This window comes from Streptomyces sp. TOM-9, assembly GCF_056858595.1.
Window position 1 is genome coordinate 4,784,378 of the sequence record NZ_JBXEQB010000001.1, and the last position, 23,014, is coordinate 4,807,391.

Here is a 23,014-nt window from a genome sequence, read left to right on the forward strand (position 1 = left end):
CGCCGTGAGCGGCGGCCGGAGCGCCCAGCTGGAGCGGACCGGGCTGCGGCACGGCTGGACCACCGGTGCCTGCGCGACGGCGGCCGCCACCGCCGCGTACACCGCCCTGCTGGGCGGCGAGTTCCCCGACCCGGTGACGATCACCCTGCCGAAGGGGCAGCGGCCCGCCTTCGCCCTGGCGGTGGAGGAGCGCGGCCCCGGCTGGGCCACCGCGGGCGTCGTCAAGGACGCCGGGGACGACCCCGACGTCACCCACGGCGCGCTCGTCCGGGCCACCGTGCGCCACGGCGCCCCCGGCAGCGGGGTCGTCTTCCGTGCCGGCCCCGGCGTCGGCACCGTCACCCGTCCCGGGCTCCCGCTCGCCGTCGGCGAGCCCGCCGTCAACCCCGTCCCGCGCACGATGATGCGCGACCACCTCGCCGAGGTCGCGGCCCGCCACGGCGCCGCCTGCGACGCCGAGATCACCGTTTCCATCGACGACGGCGAGGAGCTGGCGCGCAGCACGTGGAACCCCCGGCTCGGCATCCTCGGCGGGCTGTCGGTGCTCGGCACCACCGGCATCGTCGTGCCCTACTCCTGCTCGGCGTGGATCGACAGCATCCGGCGCGGTGTGGACGTGGCACGGGCGGCGGGCCGCACCCACGTCGCGGGCTGCACGGGGTCGACGTCGGAAAAGGTCGCCGTCGCCGTGCACGGGCTGCCCGAGGACGCGCTGCTGGACATGGGGGACTTCGCGGGCGCCGTGCTGAAGTACCTGCGCCGCCACCCGGTGCCGCGGCTGACCATCGCGGGCGGCTTCGCCAAGCTGTCCAAGCTGGCCGCCGGGCACCTCGACCTGCACTCCTCCCGCTCCCAGGTCGACAAGGCCTTCCTCGCGGACCTCGCCCGCCGCGGCGGCGCCGACGAGGCCCTGGCCGAGGCCGTCGCCACCGCCAACACCGGCCTCCAGGCCGTCCAGTCCTGCCTCGCCCACGGCGTCCCCCTCGGCGACCTGGTCGCCGAGGCCGCCCGCCGCACCGCCGTCGGCGTCCTGCGCGAGGCCCCCGTCGCCGTCGACGTCATCTGCGTCGACCGCGCCGGGACGATCGTCGGCCGCGCCGGCTGACCCGCCGCGCGGGGCCGGCCCCGTCGCTAGGCTCAACGCATGAGAGCCGCGGGAACGTTCACCGTCACGGCATTCGTGCCGACCGAACTCGTGCCGGAGCCGGCCGTGACCACCGGGACCCCGGTCGGGGTCGCCACGATCGGGAAGACCTTCGAGGGCGAGGTCACCGGCCGCTCGTCGACCCTGTTCACCGCCGCCTACGACCAGGCGAGCGGCATCGGGACGTACGTGGCGATGGAGTCCTTCGAGGGGACGCTGAACGACCGCGAGGGCACCTTCAACTTCGCGCACTCGGCGACGACCTCCGGAAGCGACCGCGCCGCCGAGTTCTTCGTCATCGTCCCCACGAGCGGCACCGCCGAACTGACCGGCATCACCGGCACCGGCGGCCTCGCGGTCGACGAGGACGGCACCCACCGGATCTGGTTCGACTACGACCTCGGCTGAGGCCCCTGGCGCGAACCCTAGGAGGAGGCGCCGCAGTCCGCCGCGTGCCGGTGGACGCGCTCGGCCGAGTACAGGTGGCTGTCGCGGAACTGCTCCGCGCCCAGCGTGCGGCCGACGATGATGACCGCCGTGCGGACCACACCGGCCGCCTTGACCTGCCCCGCGATGTCGTCGAGCGTCCCGCGCAGCACCAGTTCGTCGGGACGCGAGGCCATCGCGACGACGGCCGCCGGGCAGTCGGCCCCGTAGTGCGGGGTGAGTTCGGCCACGACGCGGTCGACGTAGCGGGCCGCCAGGTGCAGCACGATCAGCGCGCCGCTGCGGCCCAGCGTCGCCAGGTCCTCCCCCTGCGGCATGGGCGTGGCCTGCTGCGCGATGCGGGTGAGGATGACGGTCTGGCCGACGGTCGGCACCGTCAGCTCCCGTTTGAGGGCCGCGGCGGCCGCCGCGAAGGCGGGGACGCCGGGGACGACGTCGTACGGGACGCCGGCCGCGTCGAGGCGGCGCATCTGCTCGGCGACGGCGCTGAACACGGAGGGGTCGCCGGAGTGCAGCCGGGCCACGTCGTGGCCCTCCTCGTGGGCGCGGACCAGCTCCTGCGTGATCTGGTCGAGGGTGAGCTGGGCCGTGTCCACGAGCCGGGCGTCCTGCGGGCACTCGGCGAGCAGTTCGCGGGGGACGAGGCTCCCGGCGTAGAGGCACACCTTGCTGGCCGCCAGGATCCGCAGGCCGCGCAGGGTGATCAGGTCGGCGGCGCCGGGTCCGGCGCCGATGAAGTGGACGGTCATGGCTGCACTCCCGCGGGTTTGACGGCGGACCACTGGGTGACGGTGTTGGCGACCAGCCGCCCGCCCGGCCGCAGGGCCGCCCAGCAGGCCTCCAGGAGGCCGGGCGCGGTGAGCCCGCCGCCGACGAAGACGGCGTCGGGGACGGGCAGTCCGTCCAGCGCGGCCGGGGCGGCGCCGGTCACCACCCGCAGCGCCGGAACGCCGAGCGCGGCCGCGTTCCGGGCGATGCGCTCCGCGCGGACGGCGTCACGTTCCACGGTGACCGCGCGGCAGGTGCGGTGCGCCCGCATCCACTCGACGGCGATCGAACCCGAGCCGCCGCCCACGTCCCACAGCAGCTCGCCGGGCGCGGGCGCGAGCACGGCCAGGGTCGCGGCCCGTACGTGGCGCTTGGTGAGCTGCCCGTCGTGCTCGTACGCGCTGTCGGGCAGCCCGGGCACCAGGCCCAGCCGTGGTGCCGCCGCCGGCTCCGCGGCGCACTCGACCGCGACGACGTTCAGCGGATCGCCGGGCGGGTGCGGCCAGTTGACGGCGGTGCCGTCCAGGATCCGTTCGCGGGGCGAACCCAGCTGCTCCAGCACCCGCAACCGGCTGGCACCGTAGCCCCGTTCGCGCAGCAGCCCGGCCACCGCGGCCGGGGTGTCCGCGTCCCGGCTCAGCACCAGCACCCGGCGTCCGTCGTACAGCGCGCCCGCCAGCGTGGCCGGTGGCCGCCCGACCAGGCTCACCACGTCGGTGTCCTCCACCGCCCAGCCGAGCCGCGCGCAGGCGTACGACACCGAGGAGGGGTGGGGCAGCACCCGCAGGCGGTCCGCTCCCAGCACTTCGGTGAGGGTCCGGCCGATGCCGTGGAACATGGGGTCACCGCTGGCCAGCACCGCAATCCGCCGCCCCGCGTGCGCGGCGATCAGCCCCGGCACGGCCGGCCGCAGCGGCGACGGCCACGCGACCCGTTCGGCGGTCACCTCGGGGGGCAGCAGCTCCAGCTGGCGCGGGCCGCCGAGGACGACCCCGGCCCCGGCGAGCGCCTCCCGCGACGTCGCGGGCAAACCGGGCCAGCCGTCGGCGCCGATCCCGACGACGGCCACGGGGGCGGACGCGTCGTCGTCCATCACGGTCACCTCGGAGGTCGGCGGAAACGGTCGGGCACAGCAGCCGCACTCTACGTGAAGTGCCAGGTGGGCCCCGGGCCCGGGGCCACTACGCTCGGACCCGTGGCAACGGACTCCCTGGCCGTCGGCCAGCGTTCGCTCGGTGACCCCGCCGTCGGCTACCCCCTGTGGCCGCCGCTGACGGAGGGCTGCCCGCGGACCAGCACGGACACCGTCTCCTACCCCGTCGAGGTCGACTACGCCTACGACCGCGTCCCGCACGGCCTGTTCGGCGCCGCGGGCGCCCCGGGCGCCACCGCCCGGCACGGCCTGGACCGCTGGGCACCCCTGCTGCCGCCGCTCCCGGCGCCGGGACTGGGCGAGGGCGGCACCCCACTGATCGACCTGGGCGGCGGCGTCCTGGTCAAGGACGAGTCGCGCAATCCGACCTGGAGCCACAAGGACCGCCTCAACCGCTGCACGGTCAGCGCGGCCCTCGCCTGCGGCGCGCCCGGCGTCGTCGTCGCCTCCTCCGGCAACCACGGTGCCTCCGCCGCCGCGTACGCCGCCCGGGCCGGACTGCGCTGCGTCGTCCTCACCTCCCCGCAGGCACCCCCCGCGGTCGTCTCCTTCCTGCACGCCTACGGCGCCGAGGTGCTGCCCGTGCCCGTGGAGGCGCGCTGGCCGCTGGTCCGCCGCATCAGCGAGGAGTACGGCCTCCACCCGGTGAGCAACCTCACCCCCACGCACACCGGGCACCCCTTCGGCGCGGAGGGCTACAAGACCGTCGCGTACGAGGTCTTCGGCGACGTCGGCGTCCCCGCGGCGGTGTTCGTCCCCACCGGCTACGGGGAGCTGCTCTTCGGCATCGCCAAGGGCTTCGCCGAACTCCGCCGCCTCGGCCTCACCTCCGCCGTCCCGCGCCTGTTCAGCTGCGAGCCCGCCGCGGGCGGCCCGCTCGCCGCCGCCATCCGCCGGGGGCTGCCCGCGGTCACCGTGCCGGTCGCCCCGACGGCCGCCTACTCCATCGCCTGCCAGGTGGGGAGTTACCGCGGGGTCCCGGCGATACGCGACAGCGGCGGCGAGGCCCTGCTCGTCACCGACGCCGAACTGGCCGCGGCGCGCGCCGAGCTGGCCCGCGCGGGCCTGTGGACGGAGCTGTCCGCCGCGGCCGGGCTGGCCGGGCTCCGCCAGTACGGCGCGGACCGCTTCGAGGGCCCGGTGGTGTGCGTGTCGACGTCCAGCGGCTTCAAGGACGCCTCGGTGGGTTCCCTGCGCCTGCCGCCACCCGCCCCCGACTGGGCCACGGTGCTGCGCCGTCTGGGTGAGCCCGGCCCCTAGGTGTATTGATCACGAGCGTTGTTGACACCTGCTGGGTCTTGATCACGGCGAAGACCTCCGGTGTGGTGGAGCTGTCTAGGACTGCACCGCACCGGAGGTCTTCGTGTCCCACCGTAATGCCCGCCTGACCGTGCACGGCAGGCGGCTGCTGGTCGAGCGTGTGTGCGCGGGTCGCCCGGTCGCTCATGTCGCGGCGGAGATGGGCATCTCGCGCGCCACGGCGCACAAGTGGGTCCGCCGCTGGCGGGCCGAGGGCGACGCCGGCCTGCACGACCGTGTGAGCAGGCCGCACACCGTCCCTCACCGCACACCGGCCGCCATGGAGGCCCGGGTCTGTCACCTGCGGACCACTCGTAAGCTCGGCCCGGCACGGATCGGGCCGATCCTCGGGATGCCGGCCTCGACAGTTCACCGGATCCTGACCCGGCACGGCCTGCACCGGCTGGCCTGGATCGACCGACCCACCGGCGAGCCGATCCGCCGCTATGAACGGGCCCGGCCGGGCGAGCTGGTCCATGTCGACATCAAGAAACTGGGCAACATCCCGGACGGAGGCGGCTGGCGCACCGTGGGCAGGGCCGCGGGAGACCGAAACCGGCAAGCCACCACCACCCAGCGGCAGAACTGCACGCCGGTGATCGGCTACAGCTACATCCATTCCGCCATCGACGACCACTCCCGCCTGGCCTACAGCGAGGTCCTGCCCGACGAGCGCAAGGACACCGCCATCGCCTTCTGGCAACGGGCGCAAGTCTTCTTCACCGCCCACGGGATCACCGTCGAGCGTGTCCTGACCGACAACGGCTCCTGCTACAAATCCAAGGCCTGGCGAGACACCCTCGTCGCGGCCGGAATCACCCACAAACGCACCCGGCCCTACCGGCCACAGACGAACGGCAAGGTCGAACGCTTCAACCGCACCCTGCTCGAAGAATGGGCCTACCTACGGCCCTACACCTCAAACGCAGAGCGCACCAAAGCCCTGGCAGACTTCCTCCACACCTACAACCACCATCGCTGCCACACCGCACTCGGAGGCAAGCCCCCAATCAGCCGCGTCAACAACGCTGCGGGTCAATACACCTAGGCCGCGTCGTCACATGCCCGCCCCCAACCTTCGGCCGGGGGTGCCCCCACCCCGCGACGCTCCCCCAGCTGGCGCTGGCAGGTGCCCCCAGCCACGGCACTCCCTCAGCCTTCGGCCCGGGGGAGTTGTCGAATCGTCCGAGTAGCCCACTACGAGGACGAATCTCCGCCTTGCGATGCACCGCACCTGGGGGCACCTCCCAGCGAAGCTGGGGGAGCCGCTGGGCCCGCCCTTCGGGCGGTGGGGGCACCCCCAGCGGAGCTGGGGGAGTTCATTTGACGACGCGGCCTAGGATGACCCCGTGCGCGACATCGCGGTCTTCAGCGGCAGTGCCCACCCTCGACTGGCCTCGGAGCTCTGCGCCCATCTGGGCGTGTCGCTCAGCCCGGCGCGCGTCAGCCGCTTCGCCAACGACTGCCTGGAAGTGCAGTTGCAGGCCAACTGCCGTGAACGGGACGTCTTCCTGATCCAGCCGCTGGTCGCCCCGGTCCAGGAGCACCTGGTGGAGCTGCTGCTGATGTGCGACGCCGCACGGGGCGCCTCCGCCGGCCGGATCACCGTCGTCATGCCGCACTACGCCTACGCGCGCTCGGACAAGAAGGACGCCCCCCGGATCTCGATCGGGGGGCGTCTCGTGGCGGACCTGCTGGTGGCGGCGGGCGCGAGCCGGGTGCTCACCATGACCCTGCACTCCCCGCAGGTGCACGGCTTCTTCAGTGTCCCCGTCGACCACCTGCACGCGCTGCGCGAGCTGGCCGCCCACTTCCGCGGCAACGACCTGTCGCGCACCACGGTCGTCTCCCCGGACCTGGGCAACGCCAAGGAGGCGGCCGCCTTCGCCCGGATGCTGGGGGTGCAGGTCGCGGCCGGGGCCAAGCAGCGGTTCGCCGACGACCGGGTCAGCATCGGATCGGTGATCGGCGAGGTCGCCGGCCGGGACGTGATCGTCCTGGACGACGAGATCGCCAAGGGCAGCACGGTCCTGGAACTGCTGGCGCGGCTGCGGGAGCTCGGCGCCCGTTCGGTCCGCGTCGCCTGCACGCACGGCCTGTTCGCGGCGGGCGCCCTCAAGCGCCTGTCGGAGCAGCCGGACGTGCTGGAGATCGTGTGCACCAACACGGTGCCCGTGCCGGAGGAGCAGCACACCGAGAAGCTGCGGGTGCTCTCCGTGGCGCCCGCCCTGGCCGAGGCCGTACGGCGGATCCACGACGGCGAGTCGGTCAGCGCCCTGTTCGACCCGGCCTGATCAGCCGTCCCCGCGCGCCGCGTCGGCGTCCGCCGCGGCGGCCGCGCTCTCCGCGTCGTCGACGATGCGGGAGAAACCGGACGGAGCCGCCGGGGCCTCCGGAGCCGCCGGGGCGGTCGGGGCCGAGGCGGAACCGCCGGACGGGCCGCAGGCGGTGAGCAGCCCCGCGCAGAATGCGGCGGCCACGGCCAGTGCCGCGAGGCGGCGGGTCACGAGGCGGCCCCGTTGTCGTGGGAGGCGCACCAGCTGCGGACCCGCGCGAGGTCGGTGCGGCGCTTCTCCAGGGTCGGCACGAGGGACGTGCGGAAGGTCAGCCGGTCGTTGAGGTAGGTCGCGATCTCCTCGTGCCCCGCGGCCTTGGCGCCTGCGACCCGCTTCTCCAGCCGCTCGACCGAGCCGCGCCGGGTGACCGGCCCGTTCAGCCGCTTGAGCGCCCGGTCGATGCGCGCGTCGATCTTCCCGGCGCGCTTGCACAGGCCCTTGGCGCCGTCCCCGGTGGGCGCGGCGGCCGGGGACGGGCTGCCGCCGCTGTCGGCGGTGGCCGGGCCGGCGAGGCCCAGCAGGGTGACGACGGTGGCCAGGGCCACGACGGTGGTGCGGGCTCGCATGAGGTCCTCCCTCGGGTCGGAAGCGCGGAGCGCCTTCACCACGGAAGCTAGGGACCGTCTTTGTGGAAACCTTGTGGCTCCCCGGAACGTTCCGACAGCCAGTCGCGGCGCGGCAGCGGCAGGGTCGGTTCCGGGTCGCGGACGCCGCTGAGCGGGAGCCGCACCTCGAAACGGGTGCCGGGCGTGCCGTCAGGCCGGTCCAGTACGGCGATCGTCCCCCGGTGCAGCGCGATCTGCTGGGCGACCAGGGTCAGTCCGAGCCCGGAACCGGGGCTGTCCGGACGCCGGTGGAAGCGGGCGAAGACGGCCGCCCGTGCCCCGGGCGGGATGCCGGGGCCGTGGTCGTCGACGGTGAGGACGACGGCCGGAGCCCGTTCGTCGCGGCTGCGCCGCAGCAGCACCTCCACGTCGGGCCGCCCTCCCGGAGCGCGGCCGTGGACGGCGGCGTTGGCCAGCAGGTTGTCCGTCATCGAGCGCAGCCCCTGCTCCCAGCCGTGGACGAGGAGGCCGGGCACGGCCGTCACCTCGACCCGCGCCTCGGGGTGGCGGCGCCTCAGGCCGGCCGCGGAGGCGTCGACGAGTTCGGCCGCGTCGACCGGGCCGAAGGCGTCCTCCTCGACGAGGTCGCCCTGGGCCAGGGCGCGCAGCATGACCAGCAGGCCCAGCACGCGGGCGTGTTCGGCGCGCAGGTCGTCCACGACCTCCTGGCGTTCGTCGTCCGGCAGGCCGGGGTGGCCGGCGAGGATGTCGAGGTTGGTGCCCATGCTCATCAGCGGGTTGCGCAGCTCGTGGGAGGCGACCGCGGCGAACGAGCGGGCGGTGGCGAGCGCCTCGCCGGTCCTGGCGGCTTGCTCGTCGTAGCGGGCGAGCACGGTCTGCAGCGTGTGCGCCAGGTCGTCGACCTCGGTGATCCGGGCCGGGGTGTGGTCCAGGCGTACGGCGCTGACGCGCGGGTCGAGGCCGCTCGCGCGCTGCTGGAGCCGGCGCAACGGGCGGACGGCGCGGCCCGCCGCGGCCCAGGCCAGCAGCCCGGACACGGGGGCGGCCAGCAACGCCACCGTCACCACCCGGCGGCGCACCTGCTGCAGCTGGGTCTTCGTGGCGGCGTCCGGCGAGAACAGCCACAAGGTGCCCTGGACCCCCTTGCGGCCGCCGTTCACCGGTACCGACAGCACGCGCCAGCGGGCACCCCCGGCCCGGATCGTGACCGGTGCGGACGCACGGGCGGGCAGCGGCGCCGACGCGTCCGGCTGGGGGCCGCCCGACACTGTGCCCTCGGGACCGGTCAGCCGGATCCCCACGTCGAGGGCGGAGCTGAACAGCCTGCGGGTGCGGGCCTGTTCGGCGGCCGGACGGTCCGCGGCGGTGGCCCGCAGCAGGGCCTTGGCGTCCGCCGCGACGGCTGTGGCGCGCTCGCGCAGATGGGCGTCCTGCTGGGCGTGCAGGTCGGCGGCGACCAGCCGGATCAGCAGCGCCCCGGAGGCGAGGACGAGCAGCGGGACGACCACGCCCACGGCGAGCGCCACCCGCGTGGAGAGCCTCACGACCGGTCACCCCGGTCGTCCCGGTCCACCCGGTCGTCCCGCAGGACGAAGCCGACGCCGCGCACCGTGTGCAGGATCCGCGGCCGCCCGCCCGCCTCCATCTTGCGCCGCAGATAGCTGACGAAGGTGTCCACGGCGTCCGTGCGCACGTCGAAGTCGTAGCCCCAGACCCGGTCCAGCAACTGGTCGCGGGTGAGCACCAGCCCGGCGTTGCGCGCGAAGACCTCCAGCAGCTCGAACTCCCGCCGGGTCAGCGCCAGGGGCTCCCCGTCCAGCCGGGCCTCCCGCGTCGCGGGGTCGACCAGCAGGCCCCCGGCGCGCACCCGCCCGCCCGCGGCAGGGGGGCGGCGGCGCAGCAGCGCCCGCAGCCGCAGCACCAGTTCCTGCAGCGCGAACGGCTTGACCAGGTAGTCGTCCCCGCCCGCCTGGAGCCCGGCGACCCGGTCGGCCGCCTCGTCCAGGGCGGAGAGCATCAGGACGGGGACGTCGTTGTCCTCCTCACGCAGCGCGCGGCACACCTCGATCCCGCTGAGGTCGGGCATCGAGATGTCGAGCACCACCACGTCCGGCGCCCCCTCGCGTACGGCGGCGAGCGCGGCCCTGCCGCCGTCGGCCAGGCTCACCGAGAAGCCGTCCAGCCGCAGCCCCCGCTGCAGCGACCGGCGTATGGCCGCGTCGTCGTCGGCGACCAGGACCCGGCCGCCCGTGTGCGCATCGGTTCTCACGGCCGCGATGGTAGGCCCAACCACCCGACCACGAGCAGGCCCCGGGCGCGGGCGGCACCGGCGCCGCCCGGGTCACCGTCCCCGGGGCGGGCGCCGGGTCAGATGTCCAGCCGGTACGGCAGGAGGCAGACGACGGCGTCGGTGCGGGCGCGCAGGATCGTGGCGAGGAGGATGCCGCGCTGGTTCTGCAGGATGCGGTACCGGGCGTGGCGCGGCTGGATCTCGGGGATGAGGACGGCGATCTGCCGGCCGTCCTGCGACATGCGGCGGACGTAGGAGAGGATCGGCAGCACCAGTGAGCGGTGCGGGCTCTCGATGACGTCGAGGCGGACGCCGGGCTGCCAGCGGGCCCACGTGTCGAGCAGGTCGCGCGCCTTGGCCTGGTCGGGCTCGACGGTCACCGCGACGACCTCGTCGCCGAGGGCGATGGCGGCGGTCAGCGCGTGCCGGGCGAGTCTGCTGACCCCGCCGAGTGGCACGATGACCAGGCTGTTGGTGCGCCGCGGCCGGTCGGGGACGGTGCCGAGGCCGAGTTCCCTGCCGACCTCCGCGTAGTAGTGCTCGATGCGGGCGAAGAGCAGCATCAGCAGGGGCACCACGACGACGACCATCCACGCGCCCTCGGTGAACTTGGTGGTCACCAGGATCACCCCGGCCAGCGCGGTCAGCAGGGCCCCCAGCCCGTTGAGCGCCGCACGCGGCACCCAGCCGCGCGGGCGTGCCCCCGCCCAGTGCCGGACGAGCCCGGTCTGGCTGATGGTGAAGCCGGTGAACACCCCGATGGCGTAGAGCGGGATGAGCCGTTGCGTCTGCGCGTCGACGGCGGTGATCAGCAGCGCCGCCACCACGGCCAGGGCGACCACGCCGTAGCGGTAGACGGGCCGCTCGGCGCGCAGCCCGAACACGTGGGGCAGCCGGTTGTCCCGGGCGAGCAGGCTCATCAGGACCGGCAGACCGCCGAAGCTGGTGTTCGCGGCCAGCCCGAGGACGAGGGTGACCAGGAGGTTGCTGGCGTAGTACGGCCACCCGGTGCCGAAGGAACCCGCGGTCAGCTGGGCCAGCAAGGTCACGCCGCCGCGCGGGGCGACCTCGTCCCGGCGGATGAGGAACGCCAGCCCGATCAGCATCAGCCCCAGCAGCGCGCCGAGCATCAGTTCCGTGCGCTGGGCGCGGCGCACCTTGGGCGGCCGGAAGGAGGGCACGGCGTTGGCGATGGCCTCCACCCCGGTCAGGGCGGAGCAGCCGGAGGAGAAGGCCTTCAGCACCAGCAGGACGCTCAGCGCCTCGGTGACGTGGACGGGCTGCGGGGTGCCGACGACGGCCGCGGGGTGGTCGCGCAGCAGGCCGGCGACGACGATCCCTGCGATGGACAGGACGAACAGCGCGGCGGGCAGCATCAGCACCCGCGCGCTGTCGGCGACGCCACGCAGGTTCACCAGGGTGAGCAGGGCCAGCCCGCCCAGGCAGATCTCCAGCAGGTAGGGGGTGAGCGAGGGGAACGCCGAGGCGAGGCTGGCGGCGCCGGCGGCCAGGCTGACCGCGACGGTGAGCACGTAGTCGACGACCAGACTGCCCGCCGCCAGCAGGCTCACCCGCCTCCCGAGGTCCTTCTTGGCCACGGCGTAGGAGCCGCCGCCGTCCGGGTGCACCGCGATGACCTGCCCGTACGAGATGACCAGGACGACCAGCAGCCCCGCGATGACCAGCATGACGGGCAGCGTCACGGTCAGGGCCGCGGTGCCGGCGGCGATCAGCACGAGGACGATGGCCTCGGGGCCGTACGCCACCGAGCTGAGGGCGTCCAGCGAGAGCGCGGCGAGCCCCTGGACGCTGGTGAGCAGGGAGCGGTCCCCCTCGCCGTGCCGCAGCGGCACCCTGGGCCGCTCCTGGCCGCGTGCCAGGCCGAAGGTCATCGCCCGCCCGCCGGCTGCGTCTGGCTCATGGCTGGTCTCCTCCGCCGGCGGGCCCTCCCGTCAGCCTCCGGCGGCGGCCATCCCTGCGCAGCGCGGGGCGGCCGATCGGGTGAGCGGTCAGTCGGGCCGGGCCAGGAACTCCACGGCGGCGAGGACGAACACGACGGCGAGGGCCAGCCCCAGGACGACCCAGCCGGTCGGGTAGGACCAGAAGGCGAGCGCGAGGGCCGCGGCGGCGACGACGATCCAGCCGACCAGCAGCTTGTGGCGGACGAGCCAGGGGCCGACGGGACCGGTCCGCAGCCCCACCCGGTGCGCCGCGTCCCCCGCGCCGCCCAGCACGGACTCCCACACCCCGCGGGTGCGGCGGGCGTACCGCCCGGGCCCGCTCAGCCAGGCGCCCAGCGCGACGACGACGCCCAGCACGAACACGGCGCGGACAGTCCCGCGCAGGAAGCGGATCAGGGTGTCGTAGACCGTCCCCGCGGCCTGCTGGTCGACGCTCGCGGGCAGCGCGTCGAGGTAGATCGCCCGGAAGACGGTCAGCGCCGCACCGAGCACGAGGGCGGCGGCCGCGAAGCCCAGCGCGGCCGCGACCAGGGCGCGCCGCCTGCGGACGGCGAGCAGCACACCCGCGGCCGCGAGGACGACGGCGACGATCGGCAGCCAGAGACCGGCGAGCTGCAGGAGCCGGAAGGCGGTCCTGATCTTGCCGATCTTGTCGGAGCGGACGACGGTGAAGTCGGTGTGGATCTCGGGGATCTTCGCGGCGATCGTCAGGCCCGCGTCGACCAGCCGCTGCTTGACCCGGTCGATGACCGGGGCGAGGTCGATGGCCACGGTGTCGTTGGTGAGCTTGACCGCGCCGCCTCCCTGGCCGGTCAGCGCCTTGTCCAGCGACTCGTGGATCCTGCGGTTGGCGTCGGTCCAGGCCTTCTCGAAGGTGTCGCTGCGCACGACCTTGTCCGCCGTCGAGTGCACCAGGCTCTGGATGCCGCTGGTCAGGGGGCCGGAGACGCGGCCCAGCAGTTCGTCCAGGCGGGGGCGGTCCTGCGGGGCGACCTCGTCCAGCAGGCTCTTGACGTCGATCTGCTGCATCACGACGGACGTGATGCGGTTGGCGGCGGCGTTCTGGACGGCGGGGTCGCTCGCCAGGGGCGCCACGGTGGCGACGTAGCGGTCGGTGTCCCCGATCTCGGAGTCGACCCAGACCGCCAGCGCGCTCAGCGGCACCAGGACGCAGGCCACGACGATGAACAGGGCGGAGAAGAAGGCCCGCACGGGCCGTCGTCGGAGCGGCGGCGGGGCTTGCGGTCCGGCGTTTGCGGGAACGGTCTCCCGCGCCTCCAGTGCCGACAGCCGGGCACGCAGTTCGGCGAGATCGTCACGCCTCTGGGGCGCTGAATCCGCCATGCCACCGCCGCCTCTCCTTCACCACGCGACACGGCAATTTAATACGTATGGTGAGTTATGTGCCATTTGAGGCGCATGAGTCTGTGGAGGTAGGCAATGACGAGGCCGTACCGGGGCCGCGCGGTGTGCGCGGCGGTCGTACTGTCCACCGTCGCGTTCACCGCGAGCGCCTGCTCGGACAACGACAGCACCCCCGCCGAGAAGGCGTCGAAGGCCGCGTCCGCCGCGTCCTCGCTGGTGTCCGAGGGCGCGGAGGCCGTCGCCTCGGCGACCGCCGCCGCGCAGTCCCAGCTGGCGAAGATCAAGAACGGCGTCAACGCGAAGGACGACGTCAAGCTCGACCCCGTGACCGTCGAGGGCGGCAAGGCCACCACCAAGGTCACGGCCACCAACAGCGGCGACAAGCAGGCCACCTACACCGTCGAGGTGACCTTCCGCGACGCCAGCGGGAACCTCCTCGACGCCGCCGTGGTCAACGTCGCCGACGTGGCCCCGCAGAAGTCCGGGCAGGCCACGGTACGCAGCAACCGCGACCTGACGGGCACGGTCAAGGCCCAGGTGGAACGGGCGCTGCGGCACTGAAGCACCATCACCGCGAGGAGGCAGCCATGGCAGCCACCGGCACGACACCGAGGACCGGCAACCACCGCAACGGTTGGGTCAGCGGCGGGGTCACCTTCGCCGGCGTCCTGTTGCTGGTCGACGGTGTCCTGGCGATCTTCCAGGGCATCTCGGGGATCGCCGCCGACAACGTGTACGCGCGCGTCGGCACTTACGTCTACAAGTTCAGCCTGACCGGGTGGGGATGGATCCACCTGGTCCTCGGAGTGCTCCTGGTGGTCACCGGAACCGGGCTGCTCAGCGGCGCCGCGCTCTGGTCACGCATCATGGGTGTCGTCCTGGCGGGCCTGGGCATCATCGTGAACTTCCTGTACCTGCCCTACCTGCCGTTCTGGTCGGTCATCCTGATCGCGCTCGACATCTTCATCATCTGGGCGCTCGCCCACTACCGGCCGGAGCGCTCACCGGCCGCCTGACCGCCGCCCCCGGGCTGGTCGCCGTGGAACACCGCGCCCACGGTGAGGCACACCGTCGCCACGACGCACAACGCGATCAGCCCGGACAGCAGGGTGAACACCGAGCCCAGCGAGCCGTACGTCTGCAGGCTGCGGTTGAGCGCCGTCGGCACGTACAGCGGCGCGGCGAAGACGGCCGTCTCCAGGACCACCGCGGTGAGCAGCGCACCCGGCAGCAGCGGCCACCATCCGATCCGGCCGCCCAGCAGCAGGTGCTGGGTCCACCACCAGAGGCCCACCGCGCTCACCAGGGACAGCGGGACGCCGAGCCAGCGGCCGACGCCGAAGCCCTCCCGCAGCGGCCCCTGGACCGCCAGGTAGAGCAGCGCCGCGCACACCCAGGCGAACCAGCGCCAGGCCGCGATCCGCGCCGCCGACTTCGGCAGGTGCCAGGCACGTTCGCACACCCGCTGCATCGCCCGGCTGCAGGCCGTCGCCGACAGCAGGGCCATCAGGGTGCCCACCACACCCACCGTCCCCCGGAGGTTCCCGGGATCGGACTCGTAGACCGAGCGCAACTGGTCACGGGCTGGACCGGAGAGCCCCAGCACCCGCACCAGCGAGTCGAGGAGTTCCTTGCGCACGCCCTCCGGCGCGAGGGACGCGATGACGAACAGCAGCGGCACGGCGGTCAGGAAGGCCTGGGCGGCCAGCCGGGTGGCGGCGTCCAGCACGTTGACGCTCAGCAGCCGGGCGGCGAGCCGGGTGATGATGGGGAACCGCCGCTCCGTGTCGGCCCGCAGGGCGCGCGCCCGCCCCGGCAGGTCCGCGAACCACGCACGGAGCCCCTCCGGGAACCTGACCCGTGGCCGCCCTTTCACAGTCCGACTATTTTTCAGCCCGCCGGGCCCCGCAACCGGGGAGCGCCGGCGCCGGCCCGCCGACCGCCCGGGCGAACCGGAAGCGGGCCGCAGCGAGTTGTCCGCGCCCCGGGCCACCGGCGGGCGGGCGCCCGAGGCGCGCCCTCAGCCCCGCTCCGCGCGCCACCGCGCGACGACGTCCTCCACCTCGTACGGGACGAGGTTGAGCGGCGGACCGTCCATGGGGGTGCGCAGACCCGTGCGGATCTTGTCGTTGACCTCCTCGACGATCCGGCGCACCTCGGGTTCCGAGGGGGCACGGGAGGCGGCGTCCATCGCGTCCTCCACCTCCTTGCGCAGCCTGAGGCTGGCCGGGAGGTGGGACAGCCCCTCACGGGCCATCTTCTCCCTGATCCACCACAGCTCGTCGTAGGGCCGGTCCAGACCGGCCAGCGGCTTGCCCGCGCCGGGCAGGTTGTCGAAGGCGCCGCGCTCCGCCGCCTCCCGGATCTGCTTGTCGACCCAGGACTCGAAGGGGACGCCCGGTGGCTTGCGCTCCGTCATGGGGTCGATTCTCCCTCCCGCCGGCCCGGGGCGGGAAGGGCGGGGTGGGCGGGGGCGGCCTGCACGCCGGCCGGGCCGCCGGCCCGCGCACCCTGCGGGTCGGCGGCCCGGGACCGGTCAGCCGCTGATGGAGTACGAGTGCGCCCCCGTACCCGCCAGCGCCCCGCCCGCGACGATCAGGTACTCGTCCCGGATCGGCCTGCCGTCCAGCCAGCACTCCAGGATCTCGCGGGTGCCCGCCGCGTACCGGGCCTGCGCCGACAGCGAGGAACCGGAGATGTGCGGGGTCATCCCGTGGTGCGGCATGGTGCGCCAGGGGTGGTCGGCGGGCGCCGGCTGCGGGTACCAGACGTCGCCCGCGTAGCCCGCCAGCCGTCCGTCCCGCAGGGCCCTGCCGACGGCGTCCTGGTCGACGATCAGCGCCCGTGCGGTGTTGATGAGGTAGGCGCCGCGCTTCATGGTGTCGATCAGCTTGTCGTCGAAGAGGCCCTCGGTCTCGGGGTGGAGCGGGGCGTTGACGGTCACGACGTCGCAGTGCGGCACCATGTCCGCGGCGCTCTCGTGCCAGGTCAGCCCGAGCTCCTGCTCCACGGACTCCGGGAGCCGGTGCCGGTCGGTGTAGTGCAGCTTCACGTCGAAGGGCGCCAGCCGGCGCAGCACCGCAAGCCCGATCCGGCCCGCCGCGACCGTGCCGACGTGCATGCCCTCCAGGTCGTAGGAGCGGGCCACGCAGTCGGCGATGTTCCAGCCGCCGTCCAGGACGACCCGGTGCGAGGGCAGGTAGTTGCGCACCAGCGACAGCGTCATCATCACCACGTGCTCGGCGACGCTGATGCTGTTGCAGTAGGTGACCTCGGCGACGGTGATGCCGCGCGCGACGGCCGCGTCCAGGTCGACGTGGTCCGAGCCGATGCCCGCCGTGACGGCCAGCTTCAGGTTCTTGGCCGCGGCGATGCGCCCGGGCGTCAGGTAGGCCGGCCAGAAGGGCTGGGAGATGACCACGTCGGCGTCGGCCAGCTCGCGGTCGAAGACCGATCCGTCACCGTCCTTGTCGGAGGTGACGACCAGGGTGTGGCCGCGCTCCTCCAGGAAGCGGCGCAGGCCGAGTTCGCCGGAGACGCTGCCCAGAAGCGCGCCGGGGGTGAAGTCGGTCGCCTGCGGCGTGGGGGTGGTCTGGCCGCCGGGGTAGTGGTCGATGCGCGGCAGGTCGTCGCGGGCGTACGTGGTCGGGTAACCGTCGGCCGGGTCGTCGTACAGGACGCACAGCACCTTTGCCATGACTGCGGCTCCTCATCCGTGAAGTGGACGCTGCGGAAGGTCACTTCACGGTCGCGGCCCGGCCGCCGGGGGGTCAAAGCGAACGTCGCTATGGCGTGATAGCGCGGCGCTATCAGCCGCCCAGGTGCGCCTCCACCAGCGCGTCCAGCGCGTCCCGCACCCGCGCCTGCCGGGCGACCGCCAGCAGGGCCCTGGCCAGCACCGGTTCGGGCCGCCGGTCCGCGATCACCAGCCCCACCCGGGGACCGTGCGCGGGCCCCTCCAGCGGCACCACGCGCATCCCCGCGGGCACCCCGAACATGTGCAGCCAGGCGTGGGAGATGACGCTCGACCAGCGCCCGCCCGAGCCCGCCAGGTGCGCGTACAGCCCGGCGACCGAGTCGGTCTCGACGGCCGGTGACGCGGTGACCCCGTCCGCCGCGAAGCACTCGTCCATGATCCGGCGGTTGCGCATCCGCGACGACAGCAGGCACAGCGGCAGCGCGGCCGCCTGCGCCCAACCCGCCACCGGCAGCCCGGCCGGCGGCGCGTCCGCGGGGGTGAGCAGCAGGTAACGCTCCTCGTAGAGCGGGAAGCGGCGCACATGGCGCAGGGCGTCGTCGTCCAGGTACGTCATCGCCGCGTCGAGCTCGAACTCCGCGAGCCGGTCGCTGATCTCCCGTGAGGACAGCGACTCCAGGCTGACCCGCACCCCCGGGTGACGCTCGCAGAACGGCGTCGTCAGCAGGGACGCGGCGGTCAGCGCCGTGGGTATCGCGCCGAGCCGCAGCGTGCCGGCCAGCCCGCCGCGCATCTCGGAGAGTTCCTGCTGCAGCGCGTCCCGTTCGGCCAGGATGCGGTGCGCCCACAGCAGCACGCGTTCGCCCTCCGGGGTCAGCCCCTCGAAGCGCCGGCCCCGCCGCACGATCGGCACGTCCAGCTCGCGTTCCAGCTTGCGGATGCCGGCCGACAGCGAGGGCTGCGAGACGAAGCAGGCGTCGGCGGCGCGGGCGAAGTGCCGTTCCCTGGCGAGGGCCACCAGGTACTCCAGTTGGCGAAGCAGCATGGCTCACGGTCGCACACGCCGCGCCGCCGCGTTACTCCCCGGCGGGCGTCCAGCCCTGGGCGCGCAGCACCGCCGCGACGTCGGGCGCCCGGTAGTGCTCGCCCTTGAGCACCTTGCCGTCGGCCCGCAGGGTGGGCCGGCCGTCGGGGCCCAGCTTGCTCATGTTGGCGCGGTGGATCTCCGCGATGACCTCGTCCAGGTCGATGCCGTGCACCAGCGCGGTGCCGTACGCGACGTAGACCACGTCGGCCAGTTCGTGCGCGAGGTGGTCCAGGGGACCGGTCCCGGCGGCCTCGGCGACCTCGGCCACCTCCTCGGCGAGCAGGTCCTGACGGTGCGCCGCGTGCTCGGGCGTGATCTCGGTCGGACGGGGGCGGACGTCGAGGCCGAAGGCGGTGTGGAACTCACGGACCAGGCCGGCGGGGGAGGATCGCATTCCGCCGATCGTAGTGCCCGCTCAGAGGCCCCGGTCGCTGCCCGCCGCCGGGCCGCCGCCGTAGCCCCCGTCCACCCGGATGGCGGTGATGCCGCTGATGTGCCGGGCCCCGCAGCGGTCCTGGGGCAGCACCAGTTGCGGGCCGCACGCGTCCAGCGGGGCGCCGTCGATACGGGTGGCCAGCAGCACGGGGGCGTGCCCGAAGTCCGGGTCGATCTCGGCCCAGGACAGCAAGGCGTGGTGACCGTCCGCCCCGGTCACGGCGATGAGGAAGCGCAACCGGTCCTTGCGTCGGCCGGGGTCGAAGCCGGGACCGGCCGAGCACAGCACCTCGTGGAGCAACGGGCCCTCGAAACGGTGGTGCTGCACACCGCTGGTCTGGCACTCGAAGCTCACCCGGGCCGTGTGCTGGGGCCAGGCGCGCAGGTCGGGCACCGTGAGCGGCGCGGGGCGGGCCAGGTCGCCGCTCAGCCTGAAGCCGGCGAGCCCCGGCGGCGGCGCGGGAACGGACACGGTCACGGGCTTCCACCTCCCCCGATCACCGTACCCACGCACGGCGGTCGTGGAAACGCACATGCAACCCTCCATGCGCCGTTATCCGGCTGATGCAATCCGACAAGGGGCTTCCCGCTCGCATCTGCGTCACTATGATCGAGTCATGCACACCTACCGGATCGGCGAGGCGGCCGCAGTCATGGGCGTGAGCGCCGACACCCTCAGGCGCTGGGTCGATGCCGGGCGGCTGCGGGCGGAGCGCGACGAGCAGGGCCGGCGCATCATCGAGGGCCCCGATCTGGCCGCCTTCGCCCGGGAGTTCAACCGCACCGAACGCGAGCACACCGGCTCCTCGGCCCGCAACCGCTTCGCGGGCATCGTCACCGAGGTGATCCTCGGCGACGTCTCCGCGCAGGTGGAGATCCAGGCCGGCCCGTTCCGCGTGGTGTCCATGATCAGCCGGGAGTCGGCCGAGGAGCTGAAGCTCGAGCCCGGCGTCCCGGCGGTCGCCGTCATCAAGTCGACCAACGTGGTCGTCGAGAGACCGTGAAGACTCGGAGGAGCAGCCCTGTGATGACCCGTCCCACGCACCGCCGGACCCTTCAGCTGGCCGTCGGAGGCACCGCGGCGCTGCTGGCCCTGAGCGCCTGTTCCTCCTCGGACGACTCCGCCGGCGCCTCCGCGTCGTCCTCGCCCTCGGCGGGCACGTCCTCCGCGGGCGACCTGAAGGGCACGGTCACCGTCTTCGCCGCCGCCTCCCTCAAGGAGAGCTTCACCGAACTGGGCAAGGAGTTCGAGGCGGCCCACCCCGGCACCAAGGTCTCCTTCAACTTCGGCGGCAGCGACGCGCTCGCCGCCAGCATCACCTCCGGTGCCCCCGCCGACGTCTTCGCCGCCGCCTCCCCCAAGACCATGCAGATCGTCACCGACGCCAAGGACGCGGCCGGCGCGCCCGCGACCTTCGTGCGCAACCAGCTGGAGATCGCGGTCGTCCCGGGCAACCCCAAGGACGTCGCGTCCCTCAAGGACCTCACCAAGTCCGGGATGAAAGTCGCCCTGTGCGCCAAGGAGGTGCCCTGCGGCGCCGCGGCGCAGAAGGCGCTGGACGGCGCCGGCCTGAAGCTCACCCCGGTCTCCTACGAGCAGGACGTCAAGAGCGCCCTGACGAAGGTGGAGCTGAAGGAGGTCGACGCCTCCGTGGTCTACAAGACCGATGTGAAGGCCGCCGCCGGCAAGGTGGAGGGCGTGGAGTTCCCCGAGTCCGCCGGTGCCGTCAACGACTACCCGATCGTCCTGCTCAAGGACGCGCCCAACGCCGGGGCCGCCGAGGCCTTCATCGCCTTCGTCCGGTCCGACCAGGGCGCGAAGGTGCTGAGCGAGGCGGGCTTCCTCAAGCCGTGACCGACCACCGCGGCGGCGCGCCCGAACTCCTGGAGTCCCGGCCGCGCCGCGCCGGCCGCCGGCAGGGTCACCGTTCCCCGGTGCCCCTGCCGCTGCTGCTGCCGGCCCTGCTCGGTCTCGTCTTCCTGGTGCTGCCGCTCGCCGGACTGCTGGTCCGCACCCCGTGGAGCGAACTGCCCGCGCAGCTCACCAGTCCCGGGGTGTGGCAGGCGCTGCGGCTCTCCCTGATCTGCGCCACCCTCGCCACCGCGGTGACCCTGGTGCTGGGCGTGCCCCTGGCCTGGCTGCTGGCCCGCACCGAGTTCCCCGGGCGCCGGCTGCTGCGCGCCCTGGTGACGCTGCCCCTGGTGCTGCCGCCCGTCGTCGGCGGTGTCGCGCTGCTGCTGGCGCTGGGCCGCAACGGCATCGCCGGGCGGTGGCTGGACCAGTGGTTCGGGGTGACGCTGCCCTTCACCACGGCGGGCGTCGTCGTCGCGGAGGCCTTCGTCGCGATGCCGTTCCTGGTCATCAGCGTCGAGGGCACCCTGCGGGCCGCCGACCCGCGCTACGAGGAGGCCGCCACCACCCTCGGCGCCTCCCGCTTCACCGCCTTCCGCCGGGTGACGCTGCCGCTGATCGCCCCGGGCATCGCCGCCGGGGCCGTCCTGGCCTGGGCACGGGCGCTCGGCGAGTTCGGTGCCACCATCACCTTCGCGGGCAACTTCCCCGGCCGTACGCAGACGATGCCGCTCGCCGTCTACCTCGCCCTGCAGAGCGACCCGGCCGCCGCCATCGCGCTCAGCCTGGTGCTGCTCGCCGTCTCGATCGCCGTCCTGGCCGGGCTGCGCGACCGCTGGATGACCACGCCATGACCTCCCTGGACAAAGCACCCGCGACCTCCGGCAGCCCGGCCCCCGAGGGCCTGGACGCCCGGCTGGTCGTCGACCGCGGCGCCTTCCGCCTCGACGTGACGCTCACCGCCGCCCCCGGCGAGGTGCTCGCCCTGCTCGGGCCCAACGGCGCGGGCAAGACCACCGCGCTGCGGGCCCTGGCCGGGCTGACCCCGCTCACCGCCGGCCACCTGCGGCTGGACGGCGCCGCCCTGGACGGCACGCCCCCCGAGACCCGCCCGGTGGGCGTGGTCTTCCAGGACTACCTGCTCTTCCCGCACCTGTCCGCGCTGGACAACGTCGCCTTCGGCCCGCGCTGCCACGGCGTGCCCAAGGCGCGGGCCCGCGCCGAGGCCGCCGCGTGGCTGGAGCGGATGGGCCTGGCCGAGCACGCCGCCGCCCGGCCCCGCCGGCTCTCCGGCGGCCAGGCGCAGCGCGTCGCCCTCGCCCGGGCGCTGGCCACCCGGCCCCGCCTGCTGCTCCTGGACGAGCCGCTGGCCGCGCTCGACGCCCGCACCCGCCTGGACATCCGCTCCCAGCTCCGCCGCCACCTGGCCGACTTCGAGGCGGTGGCCGTCCTGGTCACGCACGACCCGCTGGACGCCATGGTGCTGGCCGACCGGCTGGTGGTCATCGAGCACGGCGGCTCCGTCCAGGAGGGCACCCCCGCCGAGATCGCCCGCCGCCCGCGCACCGACTACATCGCGCACCTCGTCGGCCTCAACCTCTACCGGGGCCGCGCCGAGGGGCACACCGTACGAATCGACGGCGGACCGGCCATCACCACCACCGAGGAACTCTCCGGTCCGGCCTTCGTGGCCTTCCCGCCCGGCGCCGTCACCCTCCACCGGGACCGCCCCACCGGCTCCAGCGCCCGGAACCTGTGGCACGGCCGGGTCGCGGGCCTCGAGTCGCACGGCGACCAGATCCGCGTCGACGTCCAGGGCGAACTCCCGCTCGCCGCCGACCTCACCACGGTGGCCACCGCCGAACTCGGGCTGCACCCCGGCGCCGAGGTGTGGGCCACCGTCAAGGCGGCCCAGGCGCACGCCTATCCGGCCTGAACCCCCGCGGGTCAGGGCCGCCGGGTCGGGACCGGCGGGTCAGGGCGGCGTCAGGGGTGCGCCGCCCGGCGACAAGAGGACGACAAGAAGCCCCCGCGGCACCCCGCGCAGGTCTTCCCTGGAAGGCATGGATGACGCCGGAAACCACCGCGTGGTCGTGGGGGTGAGCGGCTCCCTCGGCAGCCTCACGGCGCTGCACCGGGCCGCCGCCGAGGCACGCCGCACGGGCGCGGTGCTGGTCACCGTGCTCGCCTGGGAACCGCCGGGCGGGGAGTTCGCCTACCGGCGCTCCCCCTGCCCGCCGCTGCTGCGGGAATGGCAGGACCGGGCCCGGCAGCAGCTGGTCGGCGCCGTCGAGTCCGCCTTCGGCGGCCTTCCGGCCGACCTCCCCATGCGCGCGCTCCTCGTCCGCGGGCCCGCGGGATGGGCGCTGACCCACGTCGCGGACCGCCCGGACGACCTGCTGGTCGTCGGCGCCGGACGCCGCGGCCGGCTGCGCCGCCTGCTGAGCCCCTCGGTGGCCCGGCACTGCCTGGTCCACGCGGCCTGCCCGGTGCTGGCCGTACCCCGCTCCCCGCTCCACGAGGTCCTCGACGACGTGCACCGCCGCAACGCCTGGCGGCTGCCCCTGCACGCCGCCACGCCACTGCGGTGACCCCGGGGCCCGGCAGGCCCCTT

At 74.2% G+C, this 23,014-nt stretch carries 26 protein-coding genes; 12 read left to right on the top strand and 14 right to left on the bottom strand.

The window, feature by feature from the left end; genetic code table 11:
- Positions 1–4: 4 nt before the first annotated feature.
- Together AC1VWI_RS22205 and AC1VWI_RS22210 are read left to right on the top strand one after the other, a co-directional pair.
- Positions 5–1,105 (top strand): cobalt-precorrin-5B (C(1))-methyltransferase, encoded by a 1,101-nt coding sequence (locus AC1VWI_RS22205; protein WP_499512767.1) that lies wholly within the window; start codon positions 5–7, stop codon positions 1,103–1,105.
- A 39-nt stretch (positions 1,106–1,144) separates the two neighbouring features.
- Positions 1,145–1,552: a DUF3224 domain-containing protein gene (locus tag AC1VWI_RS22210; RefSeq protein WP_499512768.1), complete on the top strand. Its 408-nt coding sequence runs from the start codon at positions 1,145–1,147 to the stop codon at positions 1,550–1,552.
- Between the two features lie 17 nt (positions 1,553–1,569).
- On the opposite strand, the gene cobM is transcribed toward AC1VWI_RS22210, so the two are convergent.
- Together cobM and cbiE are read right to left on the bottom strand one after the other, a co-directional pair.
- Positions 1,570–2,340: a precorrin-4 C(11)-methyltransferase gene (cobM, locus tag AC1VWI_RS22215; RefSeq protein WP_499512769.1), complete on the bottom strand. Its 771-nt coding sequence runs from the start codon at positions 2,338–2,340 to the stop codon at positions 1,570–1,572.
- Positions 2,337–3,452, bottom strand: a complete 1,116-nt coding sequence (gene cbiE, locus AC1VWI_RS22220; protein WP_499512770.1) for a precorrin-6y C5,15-methyltransferase (decarboxylating) subunit CbiE — start codon at positions 3,450–3,452, stop codon at positions 2,337–2,339. Before cbiE ends, cobM begins: the two co-directional genes overlap by 4 nt.
- 102 nt (positions 3,453–3,554) lie before the next feature.
- Between cbiE and AC1VWI_RS22225 the strand changes: the two genes are divergently transcribed.
- From AC1VWI_RS22225 to AC1VWI_RS22235, 3 genes are all read left to right on the top strand, one after another.
- The gene (locus AC1VWI_RS22225; protein WP_499512771.1) at positions 3,555–4,772 is read left to right on the top strand and encodes a threonine synthase; all 1,218 of its coding nucleotides are present in this window, start codon (positions 3,555–3,557) and stop codon (positions 4,770–4,772) included.
- A 103-nt stretch (positions 4,773–4,875) separates the two neighbouring features.
- Entirely contained in the window at positions 4,876–5,859 is a 984-nt protein-coding gene (locus AC1VWI_RS22230; RefSeq protein ID WP_499509175.1) for an IS481 family transposase, read from the top strand.
- A 301-nt stretch (positions 5,860–6,160) separates the two neighbouring features.
- The gene (locus AC1VWI_RS22235) at positions 6,161–7,105 is read left to right on the top strand and encodes a ribose-phosphate diphosphokinase (RefSeq protein WP_499512772.1); all 945 of its coding nucleotides are present in this window, start codon (positions 6,161–6,163) and stop codon (positions 7,103–7,105) included.
- Here AC1VWI_RS22235 and AC1VWI_RS22240 read toward each other — a convergent pair whose 3' ends face one another.
- From AC1VWI_RS22240 to AC1VWI_RS22265, 6 genes are all read right to left on the bottom strand, one after another.
- Entirely contained in the window at positions 7,106–7,318 is a 213-nt protein-coding gene (locus AC1VWI_RS22240; RefSeq protein ID WP_499512773.1) for a hypothetical protein, read from the bottom strand.
- The gene (locus tag AC1VWI_RS22245; protein ID WP_499512774.1) at positions 7,315–7,713 is read right to left on the bottom strand and encodes a hypothetical protein; all 399 of its coding nucleotides are present in this window, start codon (positions 7,711–7,713) and stop codon (positions 7,315–7,317) included. Before AC1VWI_RS22245 ends, AC1VWI_RS22240 begins: the two co-directional genes overlap by 4 nt.
- Positions 7,714–7,760: 47 nt before the next feature.
- Positions 7,761–9,257: a sensor histidine kinase gene (locus AC1VWI_RS22250; RefSeq protein WP_499512775.1), complete on the bottom strand. Its 1,497-nt coding sequence runs from the start codon at positions 9,255–9,257 to the stop codon at positions 7,761–7,763.
- Positions 9,254–9,982 carry a response regulator transcription factor gene (locus AC1VWI_RS22255; protein WP_499512776.1) on the bottom strand — a complete coding sequence of 243 codons (729 nt, stop codon included), beginning with the start codon at positions 9,980–9,982 and terminating at the stop codon, positions 9,254–9,256. Before AC1VWI_RS22255 ends, AC1VWI_RS22250 begins: the two co-directional genes overlap by 4 nt.
- A 98-nt stretch (positions 9,983–10,080) precedes the next feature.
- Positions 10,081–11,895, bottom strand: coding sequence for an APC family permease (locus AC1VWI_RS22260; RefSeq protein WP_499512777.1), 1,815 nt, complete (start codon positions 11,893–11,895; stop codon positions 10,081–10,083).
- Between the two features lie 117 nt (positions 11,896–12,012).
- On the bottom strand, positions 12,013–13,308 hold the full coding sequence (locus AC1VWI_RS22265) for a hypothetical protein (RefSeq protein ID WP_499512778.1): 1,296 nt from the start codon (positions 13,306–13,308) through the stop codon (positions 12,013–12,015).
- 96 nt (positions 13,309–13,404) lie between these two features.
- Here AC1VWI_RS22265 and AC1VWI_RS22270 point away from each other — a divergent pair, with 96 nt between their 5' ends.
- Together AC1VWI_RS22270 and AC1VWI_RS22275 are read left to right on the top strand one after the other, a co-directional pair.
- Positions 13,405–13,890, top strand: a complete 486-nt coding sequence (locus tag AC1VWI_RS22270) for an FxLYD domain-containing protein (RefSeq protein ID WP_499512779.1) — start codon at positions 13,405–13,407, stop codon at positions 13,888–13,890.
- A 26-nt stretch (positions 13,891–13,916) separates the two neighbouring features.
- Entirely contained in the window at positions 13,917–14,345 is a 429-nt protein-coding gene (locus AC1VWI_RS22275) for a DUF7144 family membrane protein (protein WP_499512780.1), read from the top strand.
- On the opposite strand, the gene AC1VWI_RS22280 is transcribed toward AC1VWI_RS22275, so the two are convergent.
- The 6 genes from AC1VWI_RS22280 to AC1VWI_RS22305 all read right to left on the bottom strand — a co-directional run bounded on the left by AC1VWI_RS22280 (position 14,315) and on the right by AC1VWI_RS22305 (position 19,026).
- Positions 14,315–15,205: a YhjD/YihY/BrkB family envelope integrity protein gene (locus AC1VWI_RS22280; RefSeq protein ID WP_499512781.1), complete on the bottom strand. Its 891-nt coding sequence runs from the start codon at positions 15,203–15,205 to the stop codon at positions 14,315–14,317. The genes AC1VWI_RS22275 and AC1VWI_RS22280 overlap by 31 nt on opposite strands.
- Positions 15,206–15,349: 144 nt before the next feature.
- Positions 15,350–15,748 carry a DnaJ family domain-containing protein gene (locus AC1VWI_RS22285; protein WP_499512782.1) on the bottom strand — a complete coding sequence of 133 codons (399 nt, stop codon included), beginning with the start codon at positions 15,746–15,748 and terminating at the stop codon, positions 15,350–15,352.
- Positions 15,749–15,865: 117 nt separating this feature from the next.
- Positions 15,866–17,026 (bottom strand): NAD-dependent formate dehydrogenase, encoded by a 1,161-nt coding sequence (locus AC1VWI_RS22290; protein ID WP_499512783.1) that lies wholly within the window; start codon positions 17,024–17,026, stop codon positions 15,866–15,868.
- Between the two features lie 112 nt (positions 17,027–17,138).
- Positions 17,139–18,071: a LysR family transcriptional regulator gene (locus tag AC1VWI_RS22295; protein ID WP_499512784.1), complete on the bottom strand. Its 933-nt coding sequence runs from the start codon at positions 18,069–18,071 to the stop codon at positions 17,139–17,141.
- Between the two features lie 31 nt (positions 18,072–18,102).
- Positions 18,103–18,507, bottom strand: a complete 405-nt coding sequence (locus AC1VWI_RS22300) for a pyrophosphohydrolase domain-containing protein (RefSeq protein ID WP_499512785.1) — start codon at positions 18,505–18,507, stop codon at positions 18,103–18,105.
- Positions 18,508–18,528: 21 nt separating this feature from the next.
- Entirely contained in the window at positions 18,529–19,026 is a 498-nt protein-coding gene (locus tag AC1VWI_RS22305; protein ID WP_499512786.1) for a molybdopterin-dependent oxidoreductase, read from the bottom strand.
- A gap of 139 nt (positions 19,027–19,165) precedes the next feature.
- Between AC1VWI_RS22305 and AC1VWI_RS22310 the strand changes: the two genes are divergently transcribed.
- From AC1VWI_RS22310 to AC1VWI_RS22330, 5 genes are all read left to right on the top strand, one after another.
- Positions 19,166–19,552, top strand: coding sequence for a TOBE domain-containing protein (locus AC1VWI_RS22310; RefSeq protein WP_499512787.1), 387 nt, complete (start codon positions 19,166–19,168; stop codon positions 19,550–19,552).
- Positions 19,553–19,575: 23 nt separating this feature from the next.
- Complete coding sequence (gene modA / locus AC1VWI_RS22315; RefSeq protein ID WP_499512788.1) at positions 19,576–20,403, top strand: molybdate ABC transporter substrate-binding protein; 828 nt, start codon at positions 19,576–19,578, stop codon at positions 20,401–20,403.
- On the top strand, positions 20,400–21,254 hold the full coding sequence (gene modB / locus AC1VWI_RS22320) for a molybdate ABC transporter permease subunit (protein WP_499512789.1): 855 nt from the start codon (positions 20,400–20,402) through the stop codon (positions 21,252–21,254). The genes modA and modB overlap by 4 nt, the downstream gene beginning before the upstream one ends.
- On the top strand, positions 21,251–22,336 hold the full coding sequence (locus tag AC1VWI_RS22325) for an ABC transporter ATP-binding protein (protein ID WP_499512790.1): 1,086 nt from the start codon (positions 21,251–21,253) through the stop codon (positions 22,334–22,336). The genes modB and AC1VWI_RS22325 overlap by 4 nt, the downstream gene beginning before the upstream one ends.
- Before the next feature lie 127 nt (positions 22,337–22,463).
- Entirely contained in the window at positions 22,464–22,991 is a 528-nt protein-coding gene (locus AC1VWI_RS22330; protein WP_499512791.1) for a universal stress protein, read from the top strand.
- Positions 22,992–23,014 lie beyond the last annotated feature (23 nt).

Excerpts from the sequence above, each read along its gene's own strand:
- cobM (WP_499512769.1), bottom strand. The coding sequence starts at position 2,340 with ATGACCGTCCACTTCATCGGCGCCGGACCCGGCGCCGCCGACCTGATC.
- AC1VWI_RS22265 (WP_499512778.1), bottom strand. The coding sequence starts at position 13,308 with ATGGCGGATTCAGCGCCCCAGAGGCGTGACGATCTCGCCGAACTGCGT.
- modA (WP_499512788.1), top strand. The coding sequence starts at position 19,576 with ATGACCCGTCCCACGCACCGCCGGACCCTTCAGCTGGCCGTCGGAGGC.
- AC1VWI_RS22210 (WP_499512768.1), top strand. The coding sequence starts at position 1,145 with ATGAGAGCCGCGGGAACGTTCACCGTCACGGCATTCGTGCCGACCGAA.
- AC1VWI_RS22330 (WP_499512791.1), top strand. The coding sequence starts at position 22,464 with ATGGATGACGCCGGAAACCACCGCGTGGTCGTGGGGGTGAGCGGCTCC.
- AC1VWI_RS22245 (WP_499512774.1), bottom strand. The coding sequence starts at position 7,713 with ATGCGAGCCCGCACCACCGTCGTGGCCCTGGCCACCGTCGTCACCCTG.
- cbiE (WP_499512770.1), bottom strand. The coding sequence starts at position 3,452 with ATGGACGACGACGCGTCCGCCCCCGTGGCCGTCGTCGGGATCGGCGCC.
- AC1VWI_RS22325 (WP_499512790.1), top strand. The coding sequence starts at position 21,251 with ATGACCTCCCTGGACAAAGCACCCGCGACCTCCGGCAGCCCGGCCCCC.
- AC1VWI_RS22295 (WP_499512784.1), bottom strand. The coding sequence starts at position 18,071 with ATGCTGCTTCGCCAACTGGAGTACCTGGTGGCCCTCGCCAGGGAACGG.
- AC1VWI_RS22270 (WP_499512779.1), top strand. The coding sequence starts at position 13,405 with ATGACGAGGCCGTACCGGGGCCGCGCGGTGTGCGCGGCGGTCGTACTG.
- AC1VWI_RS22260 (WP_499512777.1), bottom strand. The coding sequence starts at position 11,895 with ATGACCTTCGGCCTGGCACGCGGCCAGGAGCGGCCCAGGGTGCCGCTG.
- AC1VWI_RS22290 (WP_499512783.1), bottom strand. The coding sequence starts at position 17,026 with ATGGCAAAGGTGCTGTGCGTCCTGTACGACGACCCGGCCGACGGTTAC.
- AC1VWI_RS22310 (WP_499512787.1), top strand. The coding sequence starts at position 19,166 with ATGCACACCTACCGGATCGGCGAGGCGGCCGCAGTCATGGGCGTGAGC.
- AC1VWI_RS22285 (WP_499512782.1), bottom strand. The coding sequence starts at position 15,748 with ATGACGGAGCGCAAGCCACCGGGCGTCCCCTTCGAGTCCTGGGTCGAC.
- AC1VWI_RS22275 (WP_499512780.1), top strand. The coding sequence starts at position 13,917 with ATGGCAGCCACCGGCACGACACCGAGGACCGGCAACCACCGCAACGGT.
- AC1VWI_RS22300 (WP_499512785.1), bottom strand. The coding sequence starts at position 18,507 with ATGCGATCCTCCCCCGCCGGCCTGGTCCGTGAGTTCCACACCGCCTTC.